Genomic DNA, 23,767 nt, shown 5'->3' on the forward strand with positions numbered 1-23,767 from the left:
GTGTCATCTTCGCTTTGGTTGCAATGTTTGCAACAGCTTCAAGAAGAGCTACCAGCAACAGAATTCAGTATGTGGGTTCGACCGCTACAAGCTGAGCTCAATGACAATACGCTTACTCTATTTGCCCCAAACCGCTTTGTACTTGATTGGGTGCGCGATAAGTATCTAAATAGTATTAACCGACTACTGCAGGAGTTCTGCGGTAACGACATTCCAAGTCTTCGTTTTGAGGTTGGTAGCCGTCCAGTTGCTGCGCCAAAGCCAGCACCGACTCGCACGCCAGCCGATGTGGCTGCGGAATCCTCGGCTCCCGCACAGCTTCAAGCGCGTAAACCCGTGCATAAAACATGGGATGACGACGCTGAAGCGATTGTCGACATCAATCACCGTTCAAACGTGAACCCAAAACACAAGTTCAATAACTTTGTTGAAGGTAAATCAAACCAACTTGGCCTGGCGGCTGCTCGTCAGGTATCGGATAACCCTGGTTCTGCTTATAACCCACTGTTCCTATACGGTGGTACTGGTCTAGGTAAAACCCACTTATTGCATGCAGTAGGTAATGCGATTGTGGATAACAAACCGAATGCTAAAGTGGTGTACATGCACTCCGAGCGCTTTGTACAAGATATGGTTAAAGCGCTACAGAATAATGCGATTGAAGAATTTAAGCGCTATTACCGTAGTGTTGATGCATTACTTATCGATGATATTCAATTCTTTGCCAACAAAGAGCGTTCACAGGAAGAGTTTTTCCATACCTTTAACGCATTGTTAGAAGGCAACCAGCAAATTATCCTGACATCGGATCGTTATCCGAAAGAGATCAATGGTGTAGAAGATCGCTTGAAATCCCGCTTTGGTTGGGGCTTAACGGTAGCGATTGAGCCACCAGAGCTTGAGACGCGTGTTGCGATCTTAATGAAGAAAGCAGAAGACCACCAAATTCACCTTGCTGATGAAGTGGCATTTTTCATTGCTAAGCGTCTGCGTTCTAACGTTCGTGAGCTTGAAGGGGCGCTAAACCGTGTTATTGCCAATGCCAACTTTACTGGCCGCCCAATCACTATCGATTTTGTTCGTGAAGCACTGCGTGACTTGCTGGCACTGCAAGAAAAGTTAGTCACTATCGATAATATCCAAAAGACTGTGGCGGAATACTACAAAATTAAAGTTGCAGACTTACTGTCTAAACGCCGCTCTCGCTCAGTGGCTCGTCCACGTCAGCTTGCAATGGCACTGGCTAAAGAACTAACAAACCACAGTTTGCCAGAAATTGGTGATGCGTTTGGTGGTCGTGACCATACAACGGTGCTGCACGCTTGTCGTAAGATCGAACAGCTGCGTGAAGAAAGCCATGATATTAAAGAAGACTATTCGAACTTGATTCGTACCCTTTCTTCTTAAATCACAGTATTCTTGTACCTAATAGAACAATGTCGGCGCCTCGCCAAAATACCGTTAAGAGCTAGATATGAAATTTACGATTGAACGTAGTCATCTAATTAAGCCACTACAGCAAGTGTCGGGCGCATTAGGTGGAAGACCTACATTGCCGATTCTGGGCAACTTGCTGATCACCGTTCAAGATAATGTTCTGTCGATGACTGCGACAGATTTAGAAGTCGAGCTGATCAGTCGCGTGACGCTAGAAGGGGACTTTGAAGCGGGTAGTGTGACGGTTCCATCTCGTAAGTTCCTCGACATCTGCCGCGGGTTACCAGATAGCTCGGTTATTACTGTGGTATTAGAAGGCGATCGCGTACAAGTACGTTCTGGTCGCAGTCGATTTTCACTTTCAACGCTCCCTGCGAGCGATTTCCCTAATATCGAAGATTGGCAGAGCGAAGTAGAAGTCTCTGTCACTCAAGCTGAATTGCGTGGTCTGGTTGAAAAAACACAGTTCTCGATGGCAAACCAAGATGTACGTTATTACCTCAACGGCATGTTGTTCGAAATCGAGGGAACGACGCTACGCAGTGTCGCGACCGATGGCCACCGAATGGCAGTGTCTCAAACTCAGCTATCTGCTGAGTTTGCTCAAAAGCAGATCATTGTACCGCGTAAAGGGGTACAAGAGCTGGTTAAGTTATTGGATGCACCAGAACAGCCTGTAGTACTGCAAATCGGTAGCTCGAATGTGCGTGCAGAAGTGAATAACTTTATCTTTACTTCTAAGCTCGTTGATGGCCGTTTCCCTGATTATCGCCGCGTGTTACCGCAAAATACCACCAAAACACTGGAAGCAGGTTGTGATGAGCTACGCCAAGCATTTTCACGTGCAGCGATTCTCTCCAATGAAAAATTCCGTGGTGTTCGTGTCAATTTAGCTGATAACGAAATGCGCATTACGGCGAACAACCCAGAGCAAGAAGAAGCGGAAGAAATGCTAGACGTCTCTTTTGAAGGTGATTCTCTCGAGATTGGGTTCAACGTAAGCTATGTGCTTGATGTACTTAACACGCTGCGTTGTGAGACAGTTAGAGTCTCTATGTCGGATGCAAATGCCAGTGCATTGATCGAAAATTCACAAGATGACAGTGCAATGTACGTTGTCATGCCGATTCGCCTCTAATTGCTTCTGAATTTAAATGCCTCTTACGCGTTTAATCGTCCAACAATTTCGTAATATTAAAGCCTGTGATATTGAACTATCGACAGGCTTTAACTTTCTTATTGGCCCTAATGGCAGTGGAAAAACCAGTGTCTTAGAAGCGATCTATTTGCTTGGACATGGGCGTTCGTTTAAGAGCTCCCTTACTGGGCGAATTATCCAAAATGAGTGTGACGAGCTGTTTGTACATGGCCGTTTTTTGAACTCGGATCAATTTGAACTACCAATTGGCATTAATAAGCAGCGCGATGGCTCGACAGAGGTTAAAATAAGCGGTCAATCTGGGCAAAAACTGGCGCAGTTAGCGCAAGTTTTACCTTTGCAGTTGATTCATCCTGAAGGGTTTGATCTACTCACGGATGGGCCGAAACATCGCCGAGCATTTATTGATTGGGGCGTGTTTCATACTGAAACGGCATTCTACGATGCGTGGGGGCGTTTCAAGCGCTTGAACAAGCAACGCAATGCCTTACTGAAAACGGCGACCAGTTATCGAGAATTGAGTTACTGGGATCAGGAAATGGCGCGATTGGCCGAGAATATCAGTGCTTGGCGCAGCCAGTACGTTGAGCAAATGAAAACAGTGGCAGAGGAAATTTGTCGCACATTTTTGCCAGAATTTGATATTCAATTGAAGTATTATCGTGGTTGGGAAAAAGATACCCCATATCAACAAATCCTCGAGACTAACTTCGAACGTGATCAGTCGCTCGGCTACACCTTTAGTGGGCCAAATAAAGCGGATTTAAGAATTAAGGTGAATGGGACACCTGTAGAGGATGTTCTGTCACGTGGTCAGTTGAAGTTAATGGTGTGTGCATTGAGAGTCGCTCAAGGGCAACACTTAACTCAAATGACAGGTAAGCAGTGTATCTACTTGATAGATGACTTCGCTTCCGAATTAGATAGCCAACGTCGCAAGCGTCTCGCAGACTGCTTGAAAGAGACGGGGGCTCAAGTTTTTGTAAGTTCTATTACCGAAAGCCAAATTGCCGATATGCATGACAATACCGGTAAGATGTTTCATGTGGAACAAGGCAAGATAGAGCAAGGATAAAAGAGAGAAACTCATGTCTGAAAATTACGATTCATCGAGTATTAAAGTACTGAAGGGTCTGGATGCAGTACGTAAGCGTCCAGGTATGTACATCGGCGACACAGATGATGGCACCGGTCTACACCACATGGTTTTTGAGGTGGTGGATAACTCAATTGATGAAGCGTTAGCGGGTCACTGTAATGACATCATTGTGACTATTCATGAGGACAACTCAGTATCAGTACGCGATGACGGTCGTGGTATCCCGACTGAAATGCACCCAGAAGAAAACGTATCTGCGGCAGAAGTGATCATGACGGTACTTCACGCTGGTGGTAAGTTCGATGACAACTCGTACAAAGTATCAGGTGGTCTACACGGGGTGGGTGTTTCGGTAGTAAACGCACTATCTAAGCAAGTGACGCTAACGATTCACCGCGGCGGTGAGATTCATACTCAAACGTATCACCATGGTGAGCCTCAAGCGCCACTTTCAGTGATCGGTAAAACGGACACAACAGGTACAGAAATCCGATTCTGGCCAAGTGAAGAAACGTTCTCTAACGTTGAGTTCCACTATGACATCTTGGCAAAACGCCTACGTGAACTGTCTTTCCTAAACTCTGGTGTATCTATCAAATTGATCGACGAGCGTGAAGAAGATAAGAGCGATCACTTCATGTTTGAAGGTGGTATTCAAGCGTTCGTTGAACACTTGAACACTAATAAAACGCCAATTATTCAGAAGATTTTCCACTTCGATAATGAACGTGATGACGGTATTACCGTAGAAGTAGCCATGCAGTGGAACGATGGTTTCCAAGAAAACATTTACTGTTTCACCAACAACATCCCTCAGCGTGATGGTGGTACTCACCTAGCAGGTTTCCGTGCAGCATTGACTCGTACACTGAATACCTTCATGGATAAAGAAGGTTTCTCGAAGAAAGCGAAAACGGCGACGTCGGGTGATGATGCTCGTGAAGGCTTAACAGCGGTTGTTTCGGTTAAAGTGCCAGATCCTAAGTTCTCAAGCCAAACCAAAGACAAGCTGGTTTCTTCTGAAGTGAAATCTGCAGTTGAATCAGCAATGGGTGAGAAACTGTCTGAGTTCCTAGTTGAGAACCCGAACGAAGCGAAGATGGTTTGTTCGAAAATCATCGACGCAGCACGTGCTCGTGAAGCGGCGCGTAAAGCTCGTGAAATGACTCGTCGTAAAGGCGCTCTAGACTTAGCAGGCCTACCAGGCAAGCTTGCAGACTGCCAAGAAAAAGACCCAGCGCTTTCAGAACTCTACATAGTGGAGGGTGATTCGGCAGGCGGCTCCGCAAAACAAGGCCGTAACCGTAAGAACCAAGCGATTCTTCCATTGAAAGGTAAAATCCTTAACGTAGAGAAAGCACGTTTCGACAAGATGCTTTCTTCACAGGAAGTAGCAACGCTGATCACAGCGCTTGGCTGTGGTATTGGTCGTGACGAGTACAACCCAGATAAACTGCGTTACCATAACATCATCATCATGACCGATGCGGATGTCGATGGTTCGCACATCCGTACGCTACTATTGACCTTCTTCTACCGTCAAATGCCAGAGCTTATTGAGCGTGGCTACATCTACATTGCTCAGCCACCACTATACAAAGTGAAGAAAGGCAAACAAGAGCAGTACATCAAAGATGAAGATGCAATGAACCAATATCAGGTTGCGTTGGCACTGGATAATGCTGCTCTACACGTTAACCCAGAAGCGCCAGCGCTAGCGGGTGAAGCGCTAGAGAAGTTGGTTCAGCAGTACAATGCGGGTATCAAGCTGGTGGAGCGTATGAGCCGCCGTTACCCACAACCTCTTGTGCATGAATTCATTTACACTCCACGTCTAACTGCAGAGCAATGTCATGATGCATCAGCGGTTGAAGCGTGGACTAAGCAGCTTGTCGATCAGCTAAATGCGAAAGAAGTGGGCGCAAGCCAATACAGCTTTGAAGTTGAACAACATGCAGAGCTAGGCCTAAACCTGCCGAAGATTGTGGTACGTACTCACGGCGTGACTCATGAGCACGTTTTAAGCATTGATCTGATTAACTCTAAAGAATACGGCAAACTGGCAGATCTTTCAGAAGCGCTAGAAGGCCTAATCGAAGAGGGTGCTTACATTAAACGTGGTGAGCGTACTCAGCCTGTCGCGAACTTTGTTGAAGCACTAGAATGGCTAATCAAAGAGTCTCGTCGTGGTCTAAGTCTACAGCGATACAAAGGTCTAGGTGAGATGAACCCAGATCAGCTTTGGGAAACGACTATGGACCCAGAGACTCGCCGCATGATGCAAGTAACAATCGAAGATGCGGTTGGTGCAGATCAGCTGTTTACGACACTAATGGGTGACCAAGTAGAACCTCGTCGTAACTTCATCGAAGAGAATGCTCTTAAAGTAGCCAACCTAGACGTTTAGTATCTTTGATACTTCGCTCTTTCGCTTAATTTCTGTGTCAGAGGTGCTCACATACCTTCGTATGCTCCGCGCCTCTTCCTTGAACTAAAGCGAAATAGCTTCGTCTCAAAAAACTAAATTGTTATTTTAAAGACTGCCAGAAATGGCGGTCTTTTTTTGTTTTTAAGTGATTGAAAAGTATTGGCTTGTAAAAATAATTGAAAAAAGTCCCTTGAAACTGATTTGAGCTATCCACATATCTATTTGTGAAGAGGGAAGCTGTCTTGCTCAAGAGAGAAGAAACAGACCCTTTGGAACGCTGAAGAGGTATCGCTCAGGAGAGGATAGCCTTGAAGGCACACAATTGAACTGATTTATTACTATGTCCCTGCGTTATGAGAACCCGAGGAGTAGAGGATAAATCCCTTAGTCGGCAGCGATCGAACACACTATCGATCCATGCAAACTCACGACTAAGACTATTGCTTACTAAAAGGATAGCATTATGAGAACTGTAGATTTCACTCCACTTTACCGCAACGCAATTGGCTTCGATCGTCTATTCAACATGATGGAAGCGAATACTTCGAAGAACTCTTCTGGTGGTTACCCTCCATACAACATCGAGCAAAAAGATGAGAACAACTACCGTATTACGATGGCGGTTGCTGGTTTTGCTGATGAGCACTTAGATCTGACTCAAAAAGAGAATATGTTGATCGTTAAGGGTGAACACAAAGCTGAAGAAGAGAAAACATACGTTTATCAAGGTATTGCTGAGCGCGATTTCGAGCGTAAATTCCAGCTGGCAGACTACGTGAAAGTCGTTGGTGCGAGCATGGAAAATGGTCTATTACATATCGACTTAGAGCGCGAAATCCCAGAAGCTATGCAACCTCGTAAAATTGCGATTAATGGCAGCAAGCTAATTGAAGGTTAATGGTTGCCAATAGCTTTAATTAGCTGAACTAAATCGGGAAAAGAGTGAAAGAGCACCTTATAGGTGCTCTTTTTTATTGTGTGGTTTTTAAGTCACTCCATAGGAAGGAGAGGAGTGACTAAGTCGAGGGCTACTGATGTTCGCGATATGCTTTTTCTACTTCTTCAGCAATAATGGCAATGCCTTTTTGCATCATTTCATCGTCTTGAACGTAGTTCATTCGTAGGCATTGATGTGCATGGTCCCAATCGCCTTTTTGGCCGATAAAGAAATATTCCCCAGGTACTATAAGTACACCACGTGCTTTTAAGCGTTGGTATAGTTCCATTGTGGTAATAGGTAATTCGTCAAACCACAACCAAAGGAAAATAGCCCCTTCTGGTTTATGAATTCGAAAACGAGGGTCGGTGATGGATTGCTGCAAAAGCTCCACAGCTCGTTGGGACTTTTGCTGGTAAAACGGCTTGATGACATTACTGCTGAGGTTTAATAAATCACCCTTTTCAATCATATGATTAGCCAGTGCAGGGCCAATACTGCCCGGAGCTAAACTGATAATGCCATTCATATTCGTAAGAGCTTGGATCACTTCTTCACTTGCTATCACAATGCCACATCGCACACCAGGTAAACCCAGTTTAGATAAGCTCATACATAGAATTGTGTTTTCGTTCCAAAATGGCTGAACATCTTCAAAAATGATGTTTGGAAATGGCAGACCATAAGCGTTATCGATAATCAGCGGGATATTGTTTTCTCGGGCGAGTTTATCCAGTTTCAGGATTTCTTCGTCAGTGAGAACATTACCGGTTGGATTGGTTGGGCGAGAAGCACATATCGCCGCTACGGAGCCATCAACCGTTAACTGTTCAAAGTCGACATGGTATTTAAACAATCCATCTTCAAGCATCTCAATTTCAGGGTGGTAGGACACAAAAATGTCTTCATCAATCCCTGCGTCACCATAACCAATGTACTCGGGTGCCAACGGCAGTAGAATTTTCTTATGAGAACCATCTGGTTGAGCACCTGCCAACAAGTTAAATAAGTAAAAGAAGCCACTTTGGCTACCGTTGGTTAGGCTGATGTTCTTTTCGCTGATATTCCACCCATAGGTGTCTTTTAAAAGCTTAGCGAGTGCTTTAACAAAGCTATCTTTTCCCTGAGGGCCGTCGTAGTTGGCCATGGCGGCCACGAGGTCCCCGTTGGCGAGCATCTCCTCACTGGCTTGGCGAAAGTAGTCGAGCATGGCAGGAATGGCCGCTGGGTTACCACCACCGAGCATGATAGCGCCAGGTGTGCGTAAACCATCGTTAAGATCATCCATTAACTGCGTAATACCGGAATACTGATTAAATTTTTCACCAAACTTTGAGAATTGCATTACTACTTTTACCTAATTCATTGTGATTGCTTTTATTGAGTGTGAGTACTGAAGAAAGTTAGTGTCATACACTGTGCTTCGAGTAATCCTTGAACATACCTTAATGACATTGCGAGTCAAAGCTCATTTTTAGCTTAGCGCAAAAATAAAGCCCAACTCATGGAGTTGGGCTTTATCATTTTATCTCTGAAAGAATGGCTTCGAAGTGAAGATTACTTCTGCAGTAGAGAAATATCCGCAATCTGTAGGAACAGGTTACGTAGGTTGTTCAGCAGTGTTAGACGGTTTTTCTTCAGAGCTTCGTCATCTGCCATTACCATTACGTTATCGAAGAAGGCATCAACAGGCTCGCGTAGACCTGCAAGCTTGCTTAGCGCTTCTTGGTAGTTACCTGTAGCGAATGCTGGCTCTAGCGCTTCTGTCATCACTTCAACGCTTTCTGCTAGTGCTTTCTCTGCGTCTTCTTGTAGAAGAGCTAGGTCGATCTCAGCAGCTAGTTCACCGTCGAATTTCGCTAGGATGTTACCTACACGCTTGTTCGCAGCAGCTAGTGCTTCAGCGGCTTCTAGCTCGCGGAAGTGAGATACCGCTTTCACACGCTGGTCGAAGTCTGCTGGCTTAGTTGGACGGTTAGCCAGTACAGCTTGGATGATGTCCACACTGAAGCCTTCGTCTTTGTACCATGCGTTGAAACGACCAAGCATAAACTCGATAACGTCGTCAGCAACATTTGCGTTAGTCAGCTTGTCGCCGAATAGAGACTGAGCCTTCGCGATAAGGTCTGTTAGGTCTAGGTTGTAGCCGTTCTCTACGATAATACGTAGTACGCCTAGTGATGCACGACGAAGTGCAAATGGGTCAGAGCCTTTTGGAGCTTGGCCAATACCGAAGATACCTACGATAGTGTCTAGCTTGTCTGCCATTGCTACTGCAGAAGAGATACCAGTGCTTGGTAGGTCATCACCTGCGAAACGAGGCATGTACTGCTCGTAAAGTGCTAGTGCAACTTGCTCGTCTTCACCATCGTGAGTCGCGTAGTGCATGCCCATTACACCCTGAGTATCGGTAAATTCGAATACCATAGAGGTCATTAGGTCACACTTAGCCAGTAGGCCTGCACGCTTAGATTTTTCAACGTCAGCATCGATCTGCTCAGCGATGTAGCCAGCAAGCTCGGTGATGCGGTCTGTTTTGTCTTTGATAGTACCAAGCTGTTTCTGGAAGATAGCTTGTTCTAGCTCTGGTAGACGGTCGATAAGAGGACGCTTACGGTCAGTGTTGAAGAAGAATTCTGCATCCGCTAGACGTGGACGTACAACCTTCTCGTTACCTTCGATTACGTAGCGAGGCTCTTTTGATTCGATGTTTGAAACGAAGATGAAGTTAGGCAGTAGCTTCTTGTTGTCATCGTAAACAGGGAAGTACTTCTGGTCACCTTTCATGGTGTAAACCAACGCTTCAGAAGGAACCTTTAGGAACTCTTCTTCAAACTTCGCAGTTAGGACTACTGGCCACTCAACCAGAGAAGTTACTTCTTCTACTAGGTCATCTTCTAGATCCGCTGTACCACCAACCGCTGCTGCTGCTTTTTGCGAGTCAGCAAGGATGATCGCTTTACGCGCTTCGTAATCTGCCATTACTTTACCGCGCTCTTCTAGGAGCGCTGGGTATTGCTCTGCAGAATCGATAGTGAACTCTTGCTCACCCATGAAGCGGTGACCACGGATAGTGCGACCTGAAGCCACGCCTAGGATTTCGCCTTCGATAAGGTCAGAGCCCATAAGCATAGTTAGCGTTTTAACCGGGCGGATAAATTGAGTCGTCTTGTTACCCCAACGCATTGGCTTAGCGATAGGTAGGTTACCCAGTGCTTTTGCTGCTAGGTCTACAACGATTTCAGACGTTGCTTGGCCTTTCACTTCTTGTTTGAAAAGAAGCCATTCGCCTTTGTCTGTTACTAGGCGGTCAGCTTGTTCAACAGTAATGCCGTTACCACGAGCCCAACCTTGAGCCGCTTTGGTTGCGTTACCCTCAGCATCGAATGCCACAGAAACCGCAGGACCACGTTTCTCAACCACTTTGTCTGCTTGGCCTTCAGCTAGAGCTGAAACCTTAAGTGCGAGACGACGAGGAGCCGCGTACCATTTTACACCTTCGTGTGCTAGGTCTGCGCCTTTAAGCTCTGCTTCGAAGTTTGCAGCGAAAGCTTCTGCTAGAGTACGAAGTTGCGTTGGTGGTAGCTCTTCAGTACCCAGTTCAATTAGAAATTCTTTAGCCATGATTACTTCTCCTCTTCCTTACGGCACATTGGGAAGCCAAGAGCTTCACGTGATGCGTAGTACGCTTCTGCAACAGACTTAGTCAGGTTGCGGATACGAAGGATGTAACGTTGGCGCTCTGTAACAGAGATAGCTTTACGCGCATCAAGAATGTTGAATGCGTGGCCAGCTTTAAGAATGCGCTCGTAAGCTGGAAGCGGAAGTGGCTTCTCAAGCTCAAGTAGCTCTTTACACTCTTTCTCACACTGATCAAAGAACGTGAATAGGAAATCTACGTCTGCGTGCTCGAAGTTGTAAGTTGATTGCTCAACTTCGTTTTGGTGGAAGATATCACCGTAAGTTACCTTGCTGCCGTCTGGTGCGATGTTCCACACTAGGTCGTAAACAGAATCGACTTCTTGGATGTACATAGCTAGACGCTCGATACCGTAAGTGATCTCACCAGTCACTGGTTTACACTCAAGGCCACCAACTTGCTGGAAGTAAGTAAACTGAGTCACTTCCATGCCGTTTAGCCAAACTTCCCAACCAAGACCCCATGCGCCTAGCGTTGGGTTTTCCCAGTTGTCTTCTACGAAACGAATATCGTGTACTAGCGGGTCGATACCAAGAACTTCAAGTGAGCCTAGGTACAACTCCTGGATGTTATCTGGAGAAGGCTTTAGGGCTGCTTGGAACTGATAGTAGTGCTGCAGACGGTTCGGGTTTTCACCGTAACGGCCATCGGTAGGACGACGTGAAGGTTGAACGTAAGCTGTCGACATTGGCTCTGGGCCAAGTGCACGTAGACATGTCATTGGGTGAGAGGTGCCCGCACCTACTTCCATATCTAGAGGCTGAACAATGGTACAACCGTTTTGTGCCCAGTAATCCTGCAGCGCGAGGATCATTCCCTGGAAGGTTTTGATATCGTATTTTTGCATAGTAATTCGCGCGATTCTTCTGTCTTAAATTGAGAAAAAATAACAATCAAGTATACCCAGATATTTGGCATGGGAGTAGAGCTAATCTTGATTAATTGGTAGCCGAAAATCTCCTTTAGTGGATTTTTTCCGACTTATCTAACCGATTTCTATTAAAAGGGAGTTTATTTGTAGTTTGAAGGTTGAGAATCTTCAACGAGGTGGATAGAATCACGCTGTCTTTGGGGAGTAGCTTACCGTTTTAAACACTCTGTTTATTCGGTTCGTTCGTCAACATAATTGGTGCAAAATCACCATGGCGTTCGAGGCTTATCGCACGATGAGTTTAGCAAGACCTTAGACAAATCATCACGAACCAGGGTGGGGCGTGAGGTTTGTCTTCGGTTAAAATAATTATCCCACCCTAAAAGAGCATGTCGTGAGCGTTTTAGCTATTTCAATTACCACTGTAGCGTTAGCAGAAATTGGCGATAAGACCCAACTGTTATCCCTATTGCTGGCCAGCCGTTACCGAAAACCAATTCCTATTATTGCTGCAATCTTTTTTGCAACGATCGCCAATCACGCATTAGCGGCATGGCTAGGGGTGGTTATTGCTGATTACTTATCGCCTGAGATCTTAAAGTGGGTGCTGGTGGTGAGTTTTATCGCTATGGCAGCATGGGTTCTCATTCCAGATAAGCTGGATGACGACGAACAGATCTCTAACCGAGGCCCTTTTATAGCCAGCTTTATTGCGTTTTTTATTGCGGAGATTGGCGACAAAACTCAAATAGCCACTTCGATTTTGGGTGCACAATATGCCGATGCACTGACTTGGGTGATCTTAGGTACGACGATTGGCATGCTGTTAGCTAATGTTCCGGTGGTGATTATCGGAAAGTTATCTGCCGACAAAATGCCACTGGCATTGATCCGAAAAATCACCGCTATGTTATTCATGGCATTAGCCATTGGTGCGGCATTTTTCTAAGCCAATTTCGAGTGAGCTTATAGCGCAAGATCTTGATTGGTTAGGTTGAAGTTGCACTGGATCAAACTCTGGTTCGGTAGCATTGAATAGCGTGATGGCTGACATATTAGTGTCACAATTGTCATGTTAATTTAATGTTGGACAAGGTAATCCGTTCCTATCAGCGAGAGGGCACTATTATGCTTACACGTTATATGGGTATGACTGCGAAAAGTCAGAGTTACTTATTCACCTTTGGCCTAGTACTGACCATTCTCGGGATGGTGCTAACAGATATGTGGCTGCCGATGGTCGTAGGCGCTATTTTGATGACAGGCTTAATGGTGGAGTCTTGGATTCGCGTTGCGCACATTATTCCCATGCATGAAGAAATGCGCGCTATGAGAACCCAGGTCAATAAGCTGCAATCGGAAATACGCACCTTAGAGTACAACGAATAAAAAAAACGGCAGCCCAAGGGCTGCCGTTTGTTTTAGTTGGCTGGAATTATTCCATACCTTTCTTTATCAGATATTGGTAAGGCAACGTTTCTGTTTGCGAACCAATTAACTGGTGATCCATAAAACGGCAAAAGCTCGGAATGTCGCGAGTTGTTGACGGGTCATCAGCATTCACTAATAGCACCTCACCGTCTTGTAGATTTCGAATCGTCTTCCTGACCATCATGACCGGCTCTGGGCAGCGCAGTCCTTCTGCCTCTAGAGTATGTGTTGCGAGTTCTGGATTAAATGTCATGGTCATATCTTTATTACAGCGTATTGAGAGGTGAATGATACTAATGGAGAAAAAATATTCAATAAGCACTTGGCAAAGCGATCGAATTGTTTTAACTTAGTTAACAAGTTGGTAACAAATGCATTTATGCAGCAAATGGAGGAGCAAATATGTTAACAGCCCTAGATAGACTGACCATCTACTCTGTACTCTATTTTATTTCATTTTGCGCCTTAGTTTTGCGTACGCCAGCAGAGACGTCATTAATGCCATTACTTGGTATGAGTGCAACTATTGCAGGAATTTGGCTTGAGATGCGCCGTTGGCACGGTTCATCAGAAGAACAAGAGAATAATTCCTAGCATATCGTAGGCACTTGTAAGACTACGCTCAAATACATTCCGACACTATCCCCAGTTTTCTTGGGCTTCCCCGCTGAAAGGCGGGATTTTTTTTATCTAAAGAAAGAGTACACTTAACGGATAAGGCAACCCTTTTGCCGATTGTGGAGTGTATACAGTGGAATTAGAAGATATCTACCGACGTGACCTTAATCTATTGGTGGCGTTAAGAGTCTTGATTGAAGAAAGCAGTGTGAGCAAAGCGGCAGCTCGGCTTAACCTGAGCCAATCGGCGATGAGTCGGGTGCTTGGGCGCTTACGCGATTTGCTTGATGATCCACTATTTACCCGCCAAGGTCAGCATCTTATTCCCACCGAGAAAGCGCTTGAGGTTGATCGGGCGCTTGGTGAGCCATTGGAGTCTTTGCGCGCATTACTCTCTCCGGTGGAGTTTGACCCGCAAAGCTGCGATCAGACTTTTACCATCGCTACCACTGACTACGCAATGCAAACTATTTTGCCTTTTGCACTACCAAGAATTTATCAGGAAGCACCGAACCTATCGTTTGAGTTTTTGCCTCTACAACATGATCGATTAGCTGATCAACTGACTTATGAAGGTGCGGATTTAGCGATTTGTCGGCCCACCGCACCTGTCGACCCACTGCGTAGTGAAATTCTAGGCCGGGTAGGGGTGTTGTGTTTATTATCCAAACAGCATCCTCTGGCAGACGCAGAGATGAGCTTAGAGGATTATTTGAGTTACCCGCATGCCATGATTGCTATAAGTGATGGCGTGAAAGCCCTAATTGAACAAGCGCTGGTGGACAAACCTAAACGCAAAATGGTGTTGCGTGCGTACCATCTTGAAGCGGCACTCGCGATCGTTGATACCATGCCGATTATTATTACCGTGCCTGCTGATTTAGCTTATTTGGTGGCTGAGCGCTATGACCTAGTGGTGAAACCACTGCCATTCCAGTTCACCCCGTTTGATTATTCAATGATATGGCACCCTCGTTGTGAGCATTCACCTGCACAAGAATGGCTTCGCTCTATGGTGAAGGAGGAGTGCAGCCGTTTGATAGCCAAACGCATTGAAGACATGGGACTAAACTGATGGTTTTAAATTGACTATCTAGTGATACAAAAAGAGCCAGCAATGCTGGCTCTTTCTGTTTTCTTGCTTGTCGTTATAGCTTGATGACAACGCGACCCGTTACTTGGCCGTTGGTAATGTCTTCTGCGTACTTTGGTGCTTCTTCTAGTGCAACTTCGGTACAGGCTTGCTCGAAGTAGCTGTCTGGTAGCAGTTCAACCAGTTTTTCCCACGCTGCAATACGTTTTTCTGTTGGGCACATTACGGAGTCGACACCTTGTAGGCGAACGTTACGTAGGATGAATGGCATTACCGTTGTTGGTAGATCAAAACCACCAGCAAGGCCACACGCTGCAACTGCGCTGTTGTAATCCATCTGCGCCAACACTTTCGCTAGTACTTTGCTACCAACCGTATCTACCGCACCAGCCCATACTTGTTTTTCTAGTGGTCGAGCTGGCTCTTCAAATTCAACGCGGTCGATGATGCGGCTAGCACCCAGTTTCTCAAGTAGTGGGCCGTTTTGTTCCACACGGCCTGTTAGCGCTGCAACTTTGTAACCGAGCTCTGCCAGAAGCGTTACTGCAACAGAACCGACACCACCACTTGCACCTGTGACCAGGATTTCACCATCTTCCGGTTTGATACCTGCGTCAAGTAACGCTTGTACACAAAGCATACCTGTGAAGCCTGCAGTGCCGACCATCATCGCTTTTTTGCTGTCTAGGCCTTTTGGTAGTGGAACCAGCCAGTCTGCTTTTAGGCGTGCACGCTGTGCCATACCACCCCAGTGGTTTTCACCTACACCCCAGCCAGTCAGTACCACTTTGTCACCCGCTTGGTAACGGCCGTCTTCAGAGCTTACTACTGTACCCGCTAAGTCGATGCCTGGCACCATAGGGAAGTTACGGATGATCTTACCTTTACCTGTGATCGCCAAACCGTCTTTGTAGTTCAGGGATGAGTAATCCACTTCAATCAGGACGTCACCTTCAGGAAGTTGCGATTCATCAATCTGCTCGATGTTAGCGATGGTACGTTTTTCTTCTTGGTTTAGGACTAAGGCGTTAAACATAAGAGTCTCCAGTTAAGCACTGCAAGGAATTAAATTAGCGTTAGTGTAGACGCTAAATCTATATGATTAAAATGAAACTTTAGCATTATATCTATGCGTAAAACGCATCTTATTTTGCAGAACATAGACATTGAGTAGCAAAAAGCCAGTCGAAGACGACTGGCTTTGGAAGTTTAAGATAAGAAGAACTGATAGGAAGGATTATCGGTTTCATCTTTACACTGATACCCCAGCTCTCTTAGATGAGTAGAGAAGCGAGCTAAATCGCTTTCATCCAGTTCAAAACCACATAACACTCGGCCGTAATCTGCGCCATGGTTACGATAGTTGAATAAGCTGATATTCCAGTGTGTACCAAGCGTACTCAAGAACTTAAGCAGTGCGCCAGGGTATTCTGGGAATTCAAAACTGTATAAACGCTCTTTGAGAGGCTTTGAAGGTTTGCCGCCAATCATGTAACGAACGTGCAGTTTCGCCATTTCATCATCAGACAAATCCACTACCGGGTAGCCCCCGTCACGCAGATCTTGGATGATGTTCTCCAACTCTTCCTGACCACCTTGAAGGCGAACACCCACAAAAATATTGGCCAGTTCATCACTACTGTAACGGTAGTTAAATTCAGTAACTGCGCGGCCACCAATGATGTTACAGAACTCAAAGAAAGCACCTTGGCGCTCTGGGATTGTAACTGCAAGTAAGCCTTCACGCTTTTCACCCAGCTCACAACGTTCAGAGACATAACGTAAACCGTGGAAATTGGTGTTGGCACCAGACAGCACTGTACCAAGCTGTTTGCCCTGCAACTGATTTTGTTCTGCGAACTTTTTCAGGCCAGCAAGCGCTAACGCGCCGGAAGGTTCAGCGATTGCTCGAGTATCTTCGAATATATCTTTTACGGCTGCGCAGATTTCATCGCTTGATACCGCAATGTGGCCATCAATGTACTTTTGGCATAAACGGAAGGTTTCTTCACCAATTCGTTTCACCGCAACCCCATCCGCAAACATGCTGACTTGGTCTAATACCACAGGCTCACCAGCATCGAGCGCGGCTTTCAAGCAAGAAGAGTCTTCTGGCTCGACGGCAATCACTTTGATTTCAGGCATCAGCTGCTTAACTAGTACCGCTACGCCTGCTGCTAAGCCGCCGCCACCTACTGGCACAAAGATGTAATCCAAATGGCCGTTTTGTTGCAGCATTTCCATACCAATAGTGCCTTGCCCTGCGATCACCAATGGGTGGTCGAAAGGTGGGACAAAGGTATAGCCATGCTCAGAGGACAAGCGCTCTGCTTCGGCTTTAGCTTCATCAAAGTTGCTGCCGTGCAATACTACGTTGCCACCAAACCCACGTACCGCTTCGACTTTGATGTCTGGCGTCGTTTTTGGCATCACGATGGTGGTCTTGATACCTAGTTTAGTGCCTGAAAGTGCCATGCCTTGTGCGTGGTTGCCTGCCGATGCGGCTATGACACCTGCAGCTTTTTGCTCCTCAGTTAAGCTCGCGACCATGTTGTAAGCACCGCGTAGCTTGAATGAGTGTACTGGCTGGCGATCCTCACGTTTGAGTTGCACATTGTTGCCAATGCGCTGCGATAGGCGAGGCATTTCTTGAAGTGGCGTAACGGTCGCCACTTCATAGACCGGAGCGCGAAGGATTTGGCGCAGATAGTCTGCGCCTGTTTGTTCGGTCAGGGTCATAGGGTTACCCCTCGAGTTTAGACTTGTCGCGTACTGCGCCTTTGTCTGCACTGGTCGCCATACTTGCGTATGCTTTCAGTGCAAATGACACTTCACGTTGACGGTCAACCGGTTTCCAGCCGAGTTCGTCTTGCTTAGCGCGACGTTCAGCGAGTTCTTGCTCCGACACTTCAAGTGAGATTGAACGGTTTGGAATATCAATCGCAATCATATCGCCTTGTTGAACCAAGCCAATCGCACCGCCGTTAGCTGCTTCTGGTGAAGCGTGACCGATTGAAAGGCCAGATGTACCGCCAGAGAAACGACCATCAGTCAGTAGCGCACACTCTTTACCAAGTCCCATTGATTTCAGGTAAGTGGTTGGATATAGCATTTCTTGCATACCCGGGCCACCTTTCGGACCTTCGTAACGGATAACAACCACATCGCCCGCTTTCACTTTGCCACCAAGAATGCCTTCTACCGCGTCTTCTTGGCTTTCAAATACCACAGCAGGACCTGTGAATTTTAGGATGCTTTCGTCTACGCCTGCGGTTTTTACGATACAGCCGTCAAGTGCAATGTTCCCTGACAATACGGCTAGGCCACCTTCTTGGCTAAATGCATTGTCTTTGGTACGGATACAGCCTTCTGCACGGTCGTCATCAAGGCGATCCCAACGGCAGTCTTGAGAGAATGCTTGCGTAGTACGGATACCAGCAGGGCCAGCACGGAAGAATTTAAGTACGTCTTCATCTTCGGTTTGCATGATGTCGTATTGAGCTAACTGCTCTTTCATCGACACGCCGAGTACTGTGCGTGCATCATTGTGCAATAGTCCAGCGCGATCCAACTCACCAAGGATAGCCATAACACCACCCGCGCGGTGTACGTCTTCCATGTGGTATTTCTGAGTTGAAGGCGCCACTTTACATAGGTGTGGTACTTGGCGAGATAGGCGGTCGATATCTTCCATATCGAAATCAACTTCACCTTCTTGTGCCGCAGCTAATAGGTGAAGAATGGTGTTGGTTGAGCCACCCATCGCGATATCGAGTGCCATTGCGTTCTCGAATGCATCAAACGTTGCGATGTTGCGTGGTAGCGCTGAATCATCGCCTTGCTCGTAGTAGCGCTTGGTTAACTCAACGATGCGTTTACCGGCATTGATGAATAGATCTTCACGGTCGGCGTGTGTTGCTAGCATAGAACCGTTACCTGGCTGAGAAAGGCCGAGCGCTTCGGTTAGACAGTTCATCGAGTTTGCTGTGAACATGCCTGAACATGAACCACAAGTAGGACACGCGCTACGCTCGATTTGCTCGCTCTGCTCGTCAGAGACTTTCGGATCAGCACCTTGAATCATTGCATCAACAAGGTCGAGTTTAATGATTTGGTCTGAAAGCTTAGTTTTACCTGCTTCCATCGGGCCACCAGACACGAAAATCACAGGGATGTTTAGGCGCATTGACGCCATCAGCATTCCCGGAGTGATTTTGTCACAGTTCGAGATACATACCATAGCGTCGGCACAGTGAGCGTTGACCATGTATTCTACAGAGTCGGCGATAAGCTCGCGTGACGGTAGTGAGTACAGCATGCCGCCGTGACCCATTGCGATGCCATCATCGACAGCAATGGTGTTGAATTCTTTAGCAATACCGCCTGCTTTCTCAATTTCACCCGCAACCAGTTGACCCATATCTTTTAGGTGTACGTGGCCCGGTACGAATTGAGTGAATGAGTTAACTACTGCAATGATAGGTTTACCGAAATCTTCATCTTTTACGCCAGTTGCACGCCATAGTGCGCGAGCGCCAGCCATGTTGCGTCCGTGAGTCGTTGTTGCGCTACGGTATTTGTTTTTTGGAGCCGAGGACATCTGATACTTCCTTATAAATTATTTAGCTGAGGGTGCGTTTTCTGGGTAGACGTAATCCAACCAGCCCCACTTGTCTTCAGTGGTGCCGTTGAATAAGCCAAAGTAAAGATCTTGCATTACTTTGGTGATTGGTCCGCGTTTACCGCAACCTACTTCAATTTTGTCGATAGTACGAACTGGAACAATTTCTGCTGCCGTACCGGTCATAAATACTTCGTCTGCAAGGTAAAGCGCTTCACGAGCGATATTCGCTTCACGCACTTCATAGCCTTGTTCTTTTGCTAGCGTCATGATGGTGTCACGAGTAATACCAGGCAAAATCGCGCTGGTTGCTGGTGGAGTCGTAATTACGCCATCTTTAATCACAAAGATGTTTTCACCCGCACCTTCAGACAGGTAACCATCTACGCTTAGTGCGATACCTTCATCGTAACCGTGACGACGTGCTTCACCACCAACCAGTAGTGAGGACAGGTAGTTACCGCCCGCTTTTGCTGCGGTTGGAATCGTATTTGGAGCAGCACGGTTCCAGCTAGAAATCATCGCATCTACGCCGTTTTCTAACGCTTCTTCACCTAGGTAAGAACCCCAAGGGAATGCTGCAATGATCAGCTCCATCTCAGTGCCTTCTGGAGGGCATACACCCAAGCCAACGTTACCCACAAAGCCAAGTGGGCGAATATAAGCAGACTGGAGTTTGTTTTGACGCAGTGTTTCACGAGTGGCTTCCATGATTTCTTCTTCAGTGTAAGGAATCGGGAAGCGATAAATCTTGGCAGAGTCTTTCAGGCGCTTGGCATGCTCCGGATGACGGAAGATGATTGGGCCGTTAGGTGTGTTATAGCAACGTACGCCCTCAAATACTGAGGTACCGTAGTGCATTGCATGAGTAAGTACGTGGACATTAGCTTGGTTCCATGGAACCATTTTCCCATTAAACCAAATGAAATCTGCAGTTCTCGCTGTCATTATTGCTTTCCTTATGCACTTACTTGTTGTTGTAGGTTGTTATTCGGGAGCTCGTCATTGCGTATTTGCAACACGTCTACTGTGCGTACATCCCATAACTTCTCTATCTGATTGGTAAGAAATGAAATCGGTCGATCGCTATCGACAATGATTTCAACACTCGCGACCTTACTCGTGTGGTTTTGTGTTGCAGCAACCTGCTTGATCACAAAGCCACGGTGGCGAATAACACGTAGTACCCTTTCTAATAATACTGGCTTATCGTCAGCCTTAATGTCTAATAAATATCTTTCCATTGGCTGAGTCTCCTACGTGTTTTCCAACATATCACTGTTTGATGCACCTGGTGGTACGAGTGGCCACACATTTTCTTCTTCATCGATTAAAACGTGCAGTAGATAAGAAGTCTTGCTCTCTAACATTTCTTTTAGAGCAGGCTCTACTTCTTCTTTTCTCGTGATGGTTTTACCTGGAATATCAAACGCTTTCGCTAACATGACGAAATCAGGGTTATCATCCAAAATTGTTTCACTATGGCGGCCATCAAAGAACAGCGATTGCCACTGGCGCACCATGCCTAAGCGTTGGTTGTCTAGCAGAACAATTTTTACTGGGATTTGGCGGCGTTTCAGTGTGCCGAGTTCTTGTACGTTCATCATGAACGAACCGTCACCGGTTATAAGTACAGACTGATCGTCCGGGCGAGCAACAGCTGCGCCCATCGCAGCAGGTAGGCCAAAGCCCATAGTGCCTAAACCAGCAGAGGTAATGAAGTTTTGTGGATTGCGTGGCTGAATGTGCTGCGCAGCCCACATTTGGTGTTGGCCAACATCGGTCGACACAATGCTGCTTTCAGGCATCATATCCGAAAGCTGTTTCAGCAGTAGCGGGGCAAAGATTAGATCACCAGGATGATCGTAGCGCCACTTAAACGCGCTGCGTAAACTCTCTGAGTGGTGAACCCATGGCGTGATGTCTTGGCTTAATTCCAACTGAGGTAAAATTACATTGATATCACCGCGCAATGATGCGTTAGCCGTTCGGAGTTTATTGAATTCAGCGGCATCAATATCGATGTGAATGACTTTAGCGTGCGGTGCGAAGGTATCCAATTTACCAGTGACTCGGTCATCGAATCGAGCGCCAACCACAATCAGTAAGTCACACTCTTGCACAATGAGGTTTGCCGCTTTCGTACCATGCATACCGAGCATGCCAAGGTAGTGTGGGTCGTGACGTTCGATAGTACCCAAGCCTTTCAGCGTGCTGACTGATGGCATAGGGTTAATACGTAGAAATTCACGTACTGATTCGGTTGCGTGCGCCAGCTGAACACCACCACCCACATACAATACCGGGCGAGTGCTTTGTGCTAACACTTCTTGTGCGCGAGCAAAATCTTCATTGCTTGCAATAGGAATCGCAGGTGGAATGAACTCTGGAAGGCTCTCGACAGGCGCTTGTCCAAGCTGAACGTCTTTTGCTATATCAACAATAACAGGGCCTGGGCGGCCAGTTTTGGCAACTTCAAATGCTTCTGCAAGGGTTGGAGCGAGTTCGTTGATGTCGGTGACGAGATAACTGTGTTTAGTACATGAAAGCGACATACCGATCACATCCATTTCTTGGAATGCATCGGTACCGATGTGAGAGCTTGCTACTTGACCTGTGATCGCCACTAACGGCACTGAATCCATAAAGGCATCGGCCAAACCCGTTACCAAGTTGGTCGCTCCTGGGCCCGACGTTGCCATACATACTGCAACGTCTTGAGTAGAGCGAGCCATGCCTATTGCAGCCATTGCAGCACCTTGTTCGTGTCGGCAAAGGATGTGTTCTACGCCGCCATCATAAAGCGCATCGTAGATTGGCATAATAGCGCCACCGGGATAACCAAATACGGTTTTGATCCCTTCTTGTCTTAAAGCGGCTACGACTAATTCAGCACCTGTCATCGTATGCCTCCTGTACTACCTGTCTGTGTAGTGATGTTGTGATTGTTGCACGTCATGTGCGCTCCCATTCTTCCTGTCATTTCTGACTACTATCTGTATGTGGTAATCAGGACTTACTTCAATTTAATAGTTGTAAAAAAAACCCCGGACTTTTCAGTGCGGGGTTTTTTTAAATCTTGTGGTTATCTTTCGCCCACTAAACCCCGCGCGGTGCCAATAATGACCACGATAAGCAGGATAATCAGTGCATTGAAGCGGGCGTTGAAGTTCATCTTTTCTTCTTTATATTGAGTCGCGTAATATCTTACGTAATTGTTTGCGTCTCTAGTGGTAACATACAAATCCGTTAAATGACAAGCAAAAAGTCATTCTTTTTTCACATTCAATCATCATTCCTACAAGCTATATAACAACCTCTATGAAAATACAGGCAGCTGATTACAGCTGTGAATGCTTTTAAATCAATAGCAAGGGTGTGTTATGGGGTTGGCGATAATTCATAGCCGTGCCAGTGTGGGAGTTGAAGCTCCTGCTGTTACAGTCGAAGTACATATTAGTAATGGGATGCCAGGGTTCAATTTGGTGGGCTTACCCGAAACGACGGTTAAAGAATCCAAAGATAGGGTGCGCAGTGCCATCATCAACTCACGATTTGAGTTTCCTTCCAAGCGAATTACAGTGAACCTAGCACCAGCAGACTTACCTAAAGAAGGCGGGCGGTTTGACTTACCCATTGCGCTTGGCATTCTTGCTGCCTCGCAGCAAATTGCGATAGAGCGGTTGGGGGATATGGAATTTGTCGGTGAGCTCGCTTTGTCGGGCGAATTGAGAAAAGTGAAAGGAGTACTGCCTGCGGCATTGGCGGCCAATAGTGCACAGCGTTGTCTCGTTGTGCCGCATCATAATGGCGATCAAGCAGCATTGGTCGCACAAGACAGTCACAAATCGGCGCAAAGTCTGTTAGAGGTATGCGCGGAAGTATGTGGGCAGCAGAGCTTGGGGCTGCACCAGAGTGTCACTCAGCAAGTTTCACCAAATTTGCAACGCGACCTGCAAGATATCATTGGCCAACAGCAGGGTAAGCGAGCACTAGAGATAGCCGCGGCAGGAAACCATAATTTGCTTTTCTTAGGCCCGCCCGGTACAGGAAAAACCATGCTAGCTTCTCGTCTGTGCGATTTGCTGCCAGAAATGAGTGATGAAGAAGCAATGGAAACGGCATCGGTGGCTTCGCTGACTCAGCAGGAAATCAATGTTCACAATTGGAAGCAAAGACCATTTCGTGCCCCTCACCACTCGAGCTCTATGGCGGCGTTAGTTGGAGGCGGCTCTATCCCAAGACCAGGGGAGATTTCGTTGGCGCATAACGGGCTGCTGTTTCTTGATGAAATACTCATAATCCTAATAATTATAAAATATCAAAAAATATAACTTATTGAATATTAAAGTTTAAAATTCAAATGAAGGTCT

General features: G+C 46.4%; 19 protein-coding genes, 1 pseudogene and 1 riboswitch. Of the genes and pseudogenes, 10 read left to right on the forward strand and 10 right to left on the reverse strand.

Features of this window, described 5'->3' with window-relative positions:
* From dnaA to ACXABW_RS00025, 5 genes are all read left to right on the forward strand, one after another.
* Complete coding sequence (dnaA, locus tag ACXABW_RS00005) at window positions 1–1,407, forward strand: chromosomal replication initiator protein DnaA (RefSeq protein ID WP_252028899.1); 1,407 nt, start codon at window positions 1–3, stop codon at window positions 1,405–1,407.
* 67 nt (window positions 1,408–1,474) lie between these two features.
* The gene (dnaN, locus tag ACXABW_RS00010; protein ID WP_457523363.1) at window positions 1,475–2,575 is read left to right on the forward strand and encodes a DNA polymerase III subunit beta; all 1,101 of its coding nucleotides are present in this window, start codon (window positions 1,475–1,477) and stop codon (window positions 2,573–2,575) included.
* 16 nt (window positions 2,576–2,591) lie between these two features.
* The gene (gene recF / locus ACXABW_RS00015; protein ID WP_265687067.1) at window positions 2,592–3,671 is read left to right on the forward strand and encodes a DNA replication/repair protein RecF; all 1,080 of its coding nucleotides are present in this window, start codon (window positions 2,592–2,594) and stop codon (window positions 3,669–3,671) included.
* A 13-nt stretch (window positions 3,672–3,684) separates the two neighbouring features.
* Window positions 3,685–6,102: a DNA topoisomerase (ATP-hydrolyzing) subunit B gene (gyrB, locus tag ACXABW_RS00020; RefSeq protein WP_252028902.1), complete on the forward strand. Its 2,418-nt coding sequence runs from the start codon at window positions 3,685–3,687 to the stop codon at window positions 6,100–6,102.
* Window positions 6,103–6,586: 484 nt separating this feature from the next.
* Window positions 6,587–7,021, forward strand: a complete 435-nt coding sequence (locus tag ACXABW_RS00025; protein ID WP_457523366.1) for an Hsp20 family protein — start codon at window positions 6,587–6,589, stop codon at window positions 7,019–7,021.
* A 130-nt stretch (window positions 7,022–7,151) separates the two neighbouring features.
* Here ACXABW_RS00025 and ACXABW_RS00030 read toward each other — a convergent pair whose 3' ends face one another.
* From ACXABW_RS00030 to glyQ, 3 genes are all read right to left on the reverse strand, one after another.
* Entirely contained in the window at window positions 7,152–8,405 is a 1,254-nt protein-coding gene (locus ACXABW_RS00030; protein ID WP_457523368.1) for a valine--pyruvate transaminase, read from the reverse strand.
* A 212-nt stretch (window positions 8,406–8,617) separates the two neighbouring features.
* A complete protein-coding gene (gene glyS, locus ACXABW_RS00035; protein WP_457523370.1) occupies window positions 8,618–10,684 on the reverse strand; it encodes a glycine--tRNA ligase subunit beta in 2,067 nt (688 codons plus the stop codon).
* A gap of 2 nt (window positions 10,685–10,686) precedes the next feature.
* Entirely contained in the window at window positions 10,687–11,607 is a 921-nt protein-coding gene (gene glyQ, locus ACXABW_RS00040) for a glycine--tRNA ligase subunit alpha (RefSeq protein WP_457523372.1), read from the reverse strand.
* A gap of 211 nt (window positions 11,608–11,818) precedes the next feature.
* Window positions 11,819–11,998: riboswitch (yybP-ykoY riboswitch) on the forward strand.
* A gap of 27 nt (window positions 11,999–12,025) precedes the next feature.
* On the opposite strand from glyQ, the gene ACXABW_RS00045 reads away from it, so the two are divergent.
* Entirely contained in the window at window positions 12,026–12,580 is a 555-nt protein-coding gene (locus ACXABW_RS00045) for a TMEM165/GDT1 family protein (protein WP_457523373.1), read from the forward strand.
* Window positions 12,581–12,759: 179 nt separating this feature from the next.
* Window positions 12,760–13,020: a hypothetical protein gene (locus ACXABW_RS00050; RefSeq protein WP_265687073.1), complete on the forward strand. Its 261-nt coding sequence runs from the start codon at window positions 12,760–12,762 to the stop codon at window positions 13,018–13,020.
* A gap of 46 nt (window positions 13,021–13,066) precedes the next feature.
* On the opposite strand, the gene tusA is transcribed toward ACXABW_RS00050, so the two are convergent.
* Window positions 13,067–13,315 (reverse strand): sulfurtransferase TusA, encoded by a 249-nt coding sequence (tusA, locus tag ACXABW_RS00055; RefSeq protein WP_252028908.1) that lies wholly within the window; start codon window positions 13,313–13,315, stop codon window positions 13,067–13,069.
* Between the two features lie 149 nt (window positions 13,316–13,464).
* Between tusA and ACXABW_RS00060 the strand changes: the two genes are divergently transcribed.
* A complete protein-coding gene (locus tag ACXABW_RS00060; RefSeq protein ID WP_457523376.1) occupies window positions 13,465–13,656 on the forward strand; it encodes a hypothetical protein in 192 nt (63 codons plus the stop codon).
* A 157-nt stretch (window positions 13,657–13,813) separates the two neighbouring features.
* The gene (locus ACXABW_RS00065; RefSeq protein WP_265687074.1) at window positions 13,814–14,755 is read left to right on the forward strand and encodes a LysR family transcriptional regulator; all 942 of its coding nucleotides are present in this window, start codon (window positions 13,814–13,816) and stop codon (window positions 14,753–14,755) included.
* 73 nt (window positions 14,756–14,828) lie between these two features.
* On the opposite strand, the gene acuI is transcribed toward ACXABW_RS00065, so the two are convergent.
* The 6 genes from acuI to ilvG all read right to left on the reverse strand — a co-directional run bounded on the left by acuI (window position 14,829) and on the right by ilvG (window position 22,297).
* The gene (acuI, locus tag ACXABW_RS00070) at window positions 14,829–15,809 is read right to left on the reverse strand and encodes an acrylyl-CoA reductase (NADPH) (protein ID WP_457523378.1); all 981 of its coding nucleotides are present in this window, start codon (window positions 15,807–15,809) and stop codon (window positions 14,829–14,831) included.
* Between the two features lie 173 nt (window positions 15,810–15,982).
* Window positions 15,983–17,512 (reverse strand): threonine ammonia-lyase, biosynthetic, encoded by a 1,530-nt coding sequence (gene ilvA, locus ACXABW_RS00075; RefSeq protein WP_457523380.1) that lies wholly within the window; start codon window positions 17,510–17,512, stop codon window positions 15,983–15,985.
* A 4-nt stretch (window positions 17,513–17,516) separates the two neighbouring features.
* Window positions 17,517–19,373, reverse strand: a complete 1,857-nt coding sequence (gene ilvD, locus ACXABW_RS00080) for a dihydroxy-acid dehydratase (RefSeq protein WP_457523382.1) — start codon at window positions 19,371–19,373, stop codon at window positions 17,517–17,519.
* Window positions 19,374–19,391: 18 nt separating this feature from the next.
* Window positions 19,392–20,342, reverse strand: a complete 951-nt coding sequence (gene ilvE / locus ACXABW_RS00085) for a branched-chain-amino-acid transaminase (protein WP_457523384.1) — start codon at window positions 20,340–20,342, stop codon at window positions 19,392–19,394.
* A gap of 11 nt (window positions 20,343–20,353) precedes the next feature.
* Window positions 20,354–20,638, reverse strand: coding sequence for an acetolactate synthase 2 small subunit (gene ilvM / locus ACXABW_RS00090; RefSeq protein ID WP_457523385.1), 285 nt, complete (start codon window positions 20,636–20,638; stop codon window positions 20,354–20,356).
* A gap of 12 nt (window positions 20,639–20,650) precedes the next feature.
* Entirely contained in the window at window positions 20,651–22,297 is a 1,647-nt protein-coding gene (ilvG, locus tag ACXABW_RS00095; protein WP_457523386.1) for an acetolactate synthase 2 catalytic subunit, read from the reverse strand.
* 480 nt (window positions 22,298–22,777) lie between these two features.
* On the opposite strand from ilvG, the pseudogene ACXABW_RS00100 reads away from it, so the two are divergent.
* A pseudogene (locus ACXABW_RS00100) lies at window positions 22,778–23,689 on the forward strand (YifB family Mg chelatase-like AAA ATPase); the annotation flags it as partial.
* Window positions 23,690–23,767 lie beyond the last annotated feature (78 nt).

The organism is Vibrio paucivorans (assembly GCF_054053395.1).

Coding starts and splice junctions, on each gene's coding strand:
- ACXABW_RS00050 (WP_265687073.1), top strand. CDS start 12,760: ATGCTTACACGTTATATGGGTATGACTGCGAAAAGTCAGAGTTACTTA.
- ACXABW_RS00025 (WP_457523366.1), top strand. CDS start 6,587: ATGAGAACTGTAGATTTCACTCCACTTTACCGCAACGCAATTGGCTTC.
- ACXABW_RS00060 (WP_457523376.1), top strand. CDS start 13,465: ATGTTAACAGCCCTAGATAGACTGACCATCTACTCTGTACTCTATTTT.
- ilvG (WP_457523386.1), bottom strand. CDS start 22,297: ATGACAGGTGCTGAATTAGTCGTAGCCGCTTTAAGACAAGAAGGGATC.
- dnaN (WP_457523363.1), top strand. CDS start 1,475: ATGAAATTTACGATTGAACGTAGTCATCTAATTAAGCCACTACAGCAA.
- gyrB (WP_252028902.1), top strand. CDS start 3,685: ATGTCTGAAAATTACGATTCATCGAGTATTAAAGTACTGAAGGGTCTG.
- recF (WP_265687067.1), top strand. CDS start 2,592: ATGCCTCTTACGCGTTTAATCGTCCAACAATTTCGTAATATTAAAGCC.
- ilvM (WP_457523385.1), bottom strand. CDS start 20,638: ATGGAAAGATATTTATTAGACATTAAGGCTGACGATAAGCCAGTATTA.
- acuI (WP_457523378.1), bottom strand. CDS start 15,809: ATGTTTAACGCCTTAGTCCTAAACCAAGAAGAAAAACGTACCATCGCT.
- glyQ (WP_457523372.1), bottom strand. CDS start 11,607: ATGCAAAAATACGATATCAAAACCTTCCAGGGAATGATCCTCGCGCTG.
- ilvA (WP_457523380.1), bottom strand. CDS start 17,512: ATGACCCTGACCGAACAAACAGGCGCAGACTATCTGCGCCAAATCCTT.
- ilvD (WP_457523382.1), bottom strand. CDS start 19,373: ATGTCCTCGGCTCCAAAAAACAAATACCGTAGCGCAACAACGACTCAC.
- ilvE (WP_457523384.1), bottom strand. CDS start 20,342: ATGACAGCGAGAACTGCAGATTTCATTTGGTTTAATGGGAAAATGGTT.
- ACXABW_RS00030 (WP_457523368.1), bottom strand. CDS start 8,405: ATGCAATTCTCAAAGTTTGGTGAAAAATTTAATCAGTATTCCGGTATT.
- tusA (WP_252028908.1), bottom strand. CDS start 13,315: ATGACATTTAATCCAGAACTCGCAACACATACTCTAGAGGCAGAAGGA.
- glyS (WP_457523370.1), bottom strand. CDS start 10,684: ATGGCTAAAGAATTTCTAATTGAACTGGGTACTGAAGAGCTACCACCA.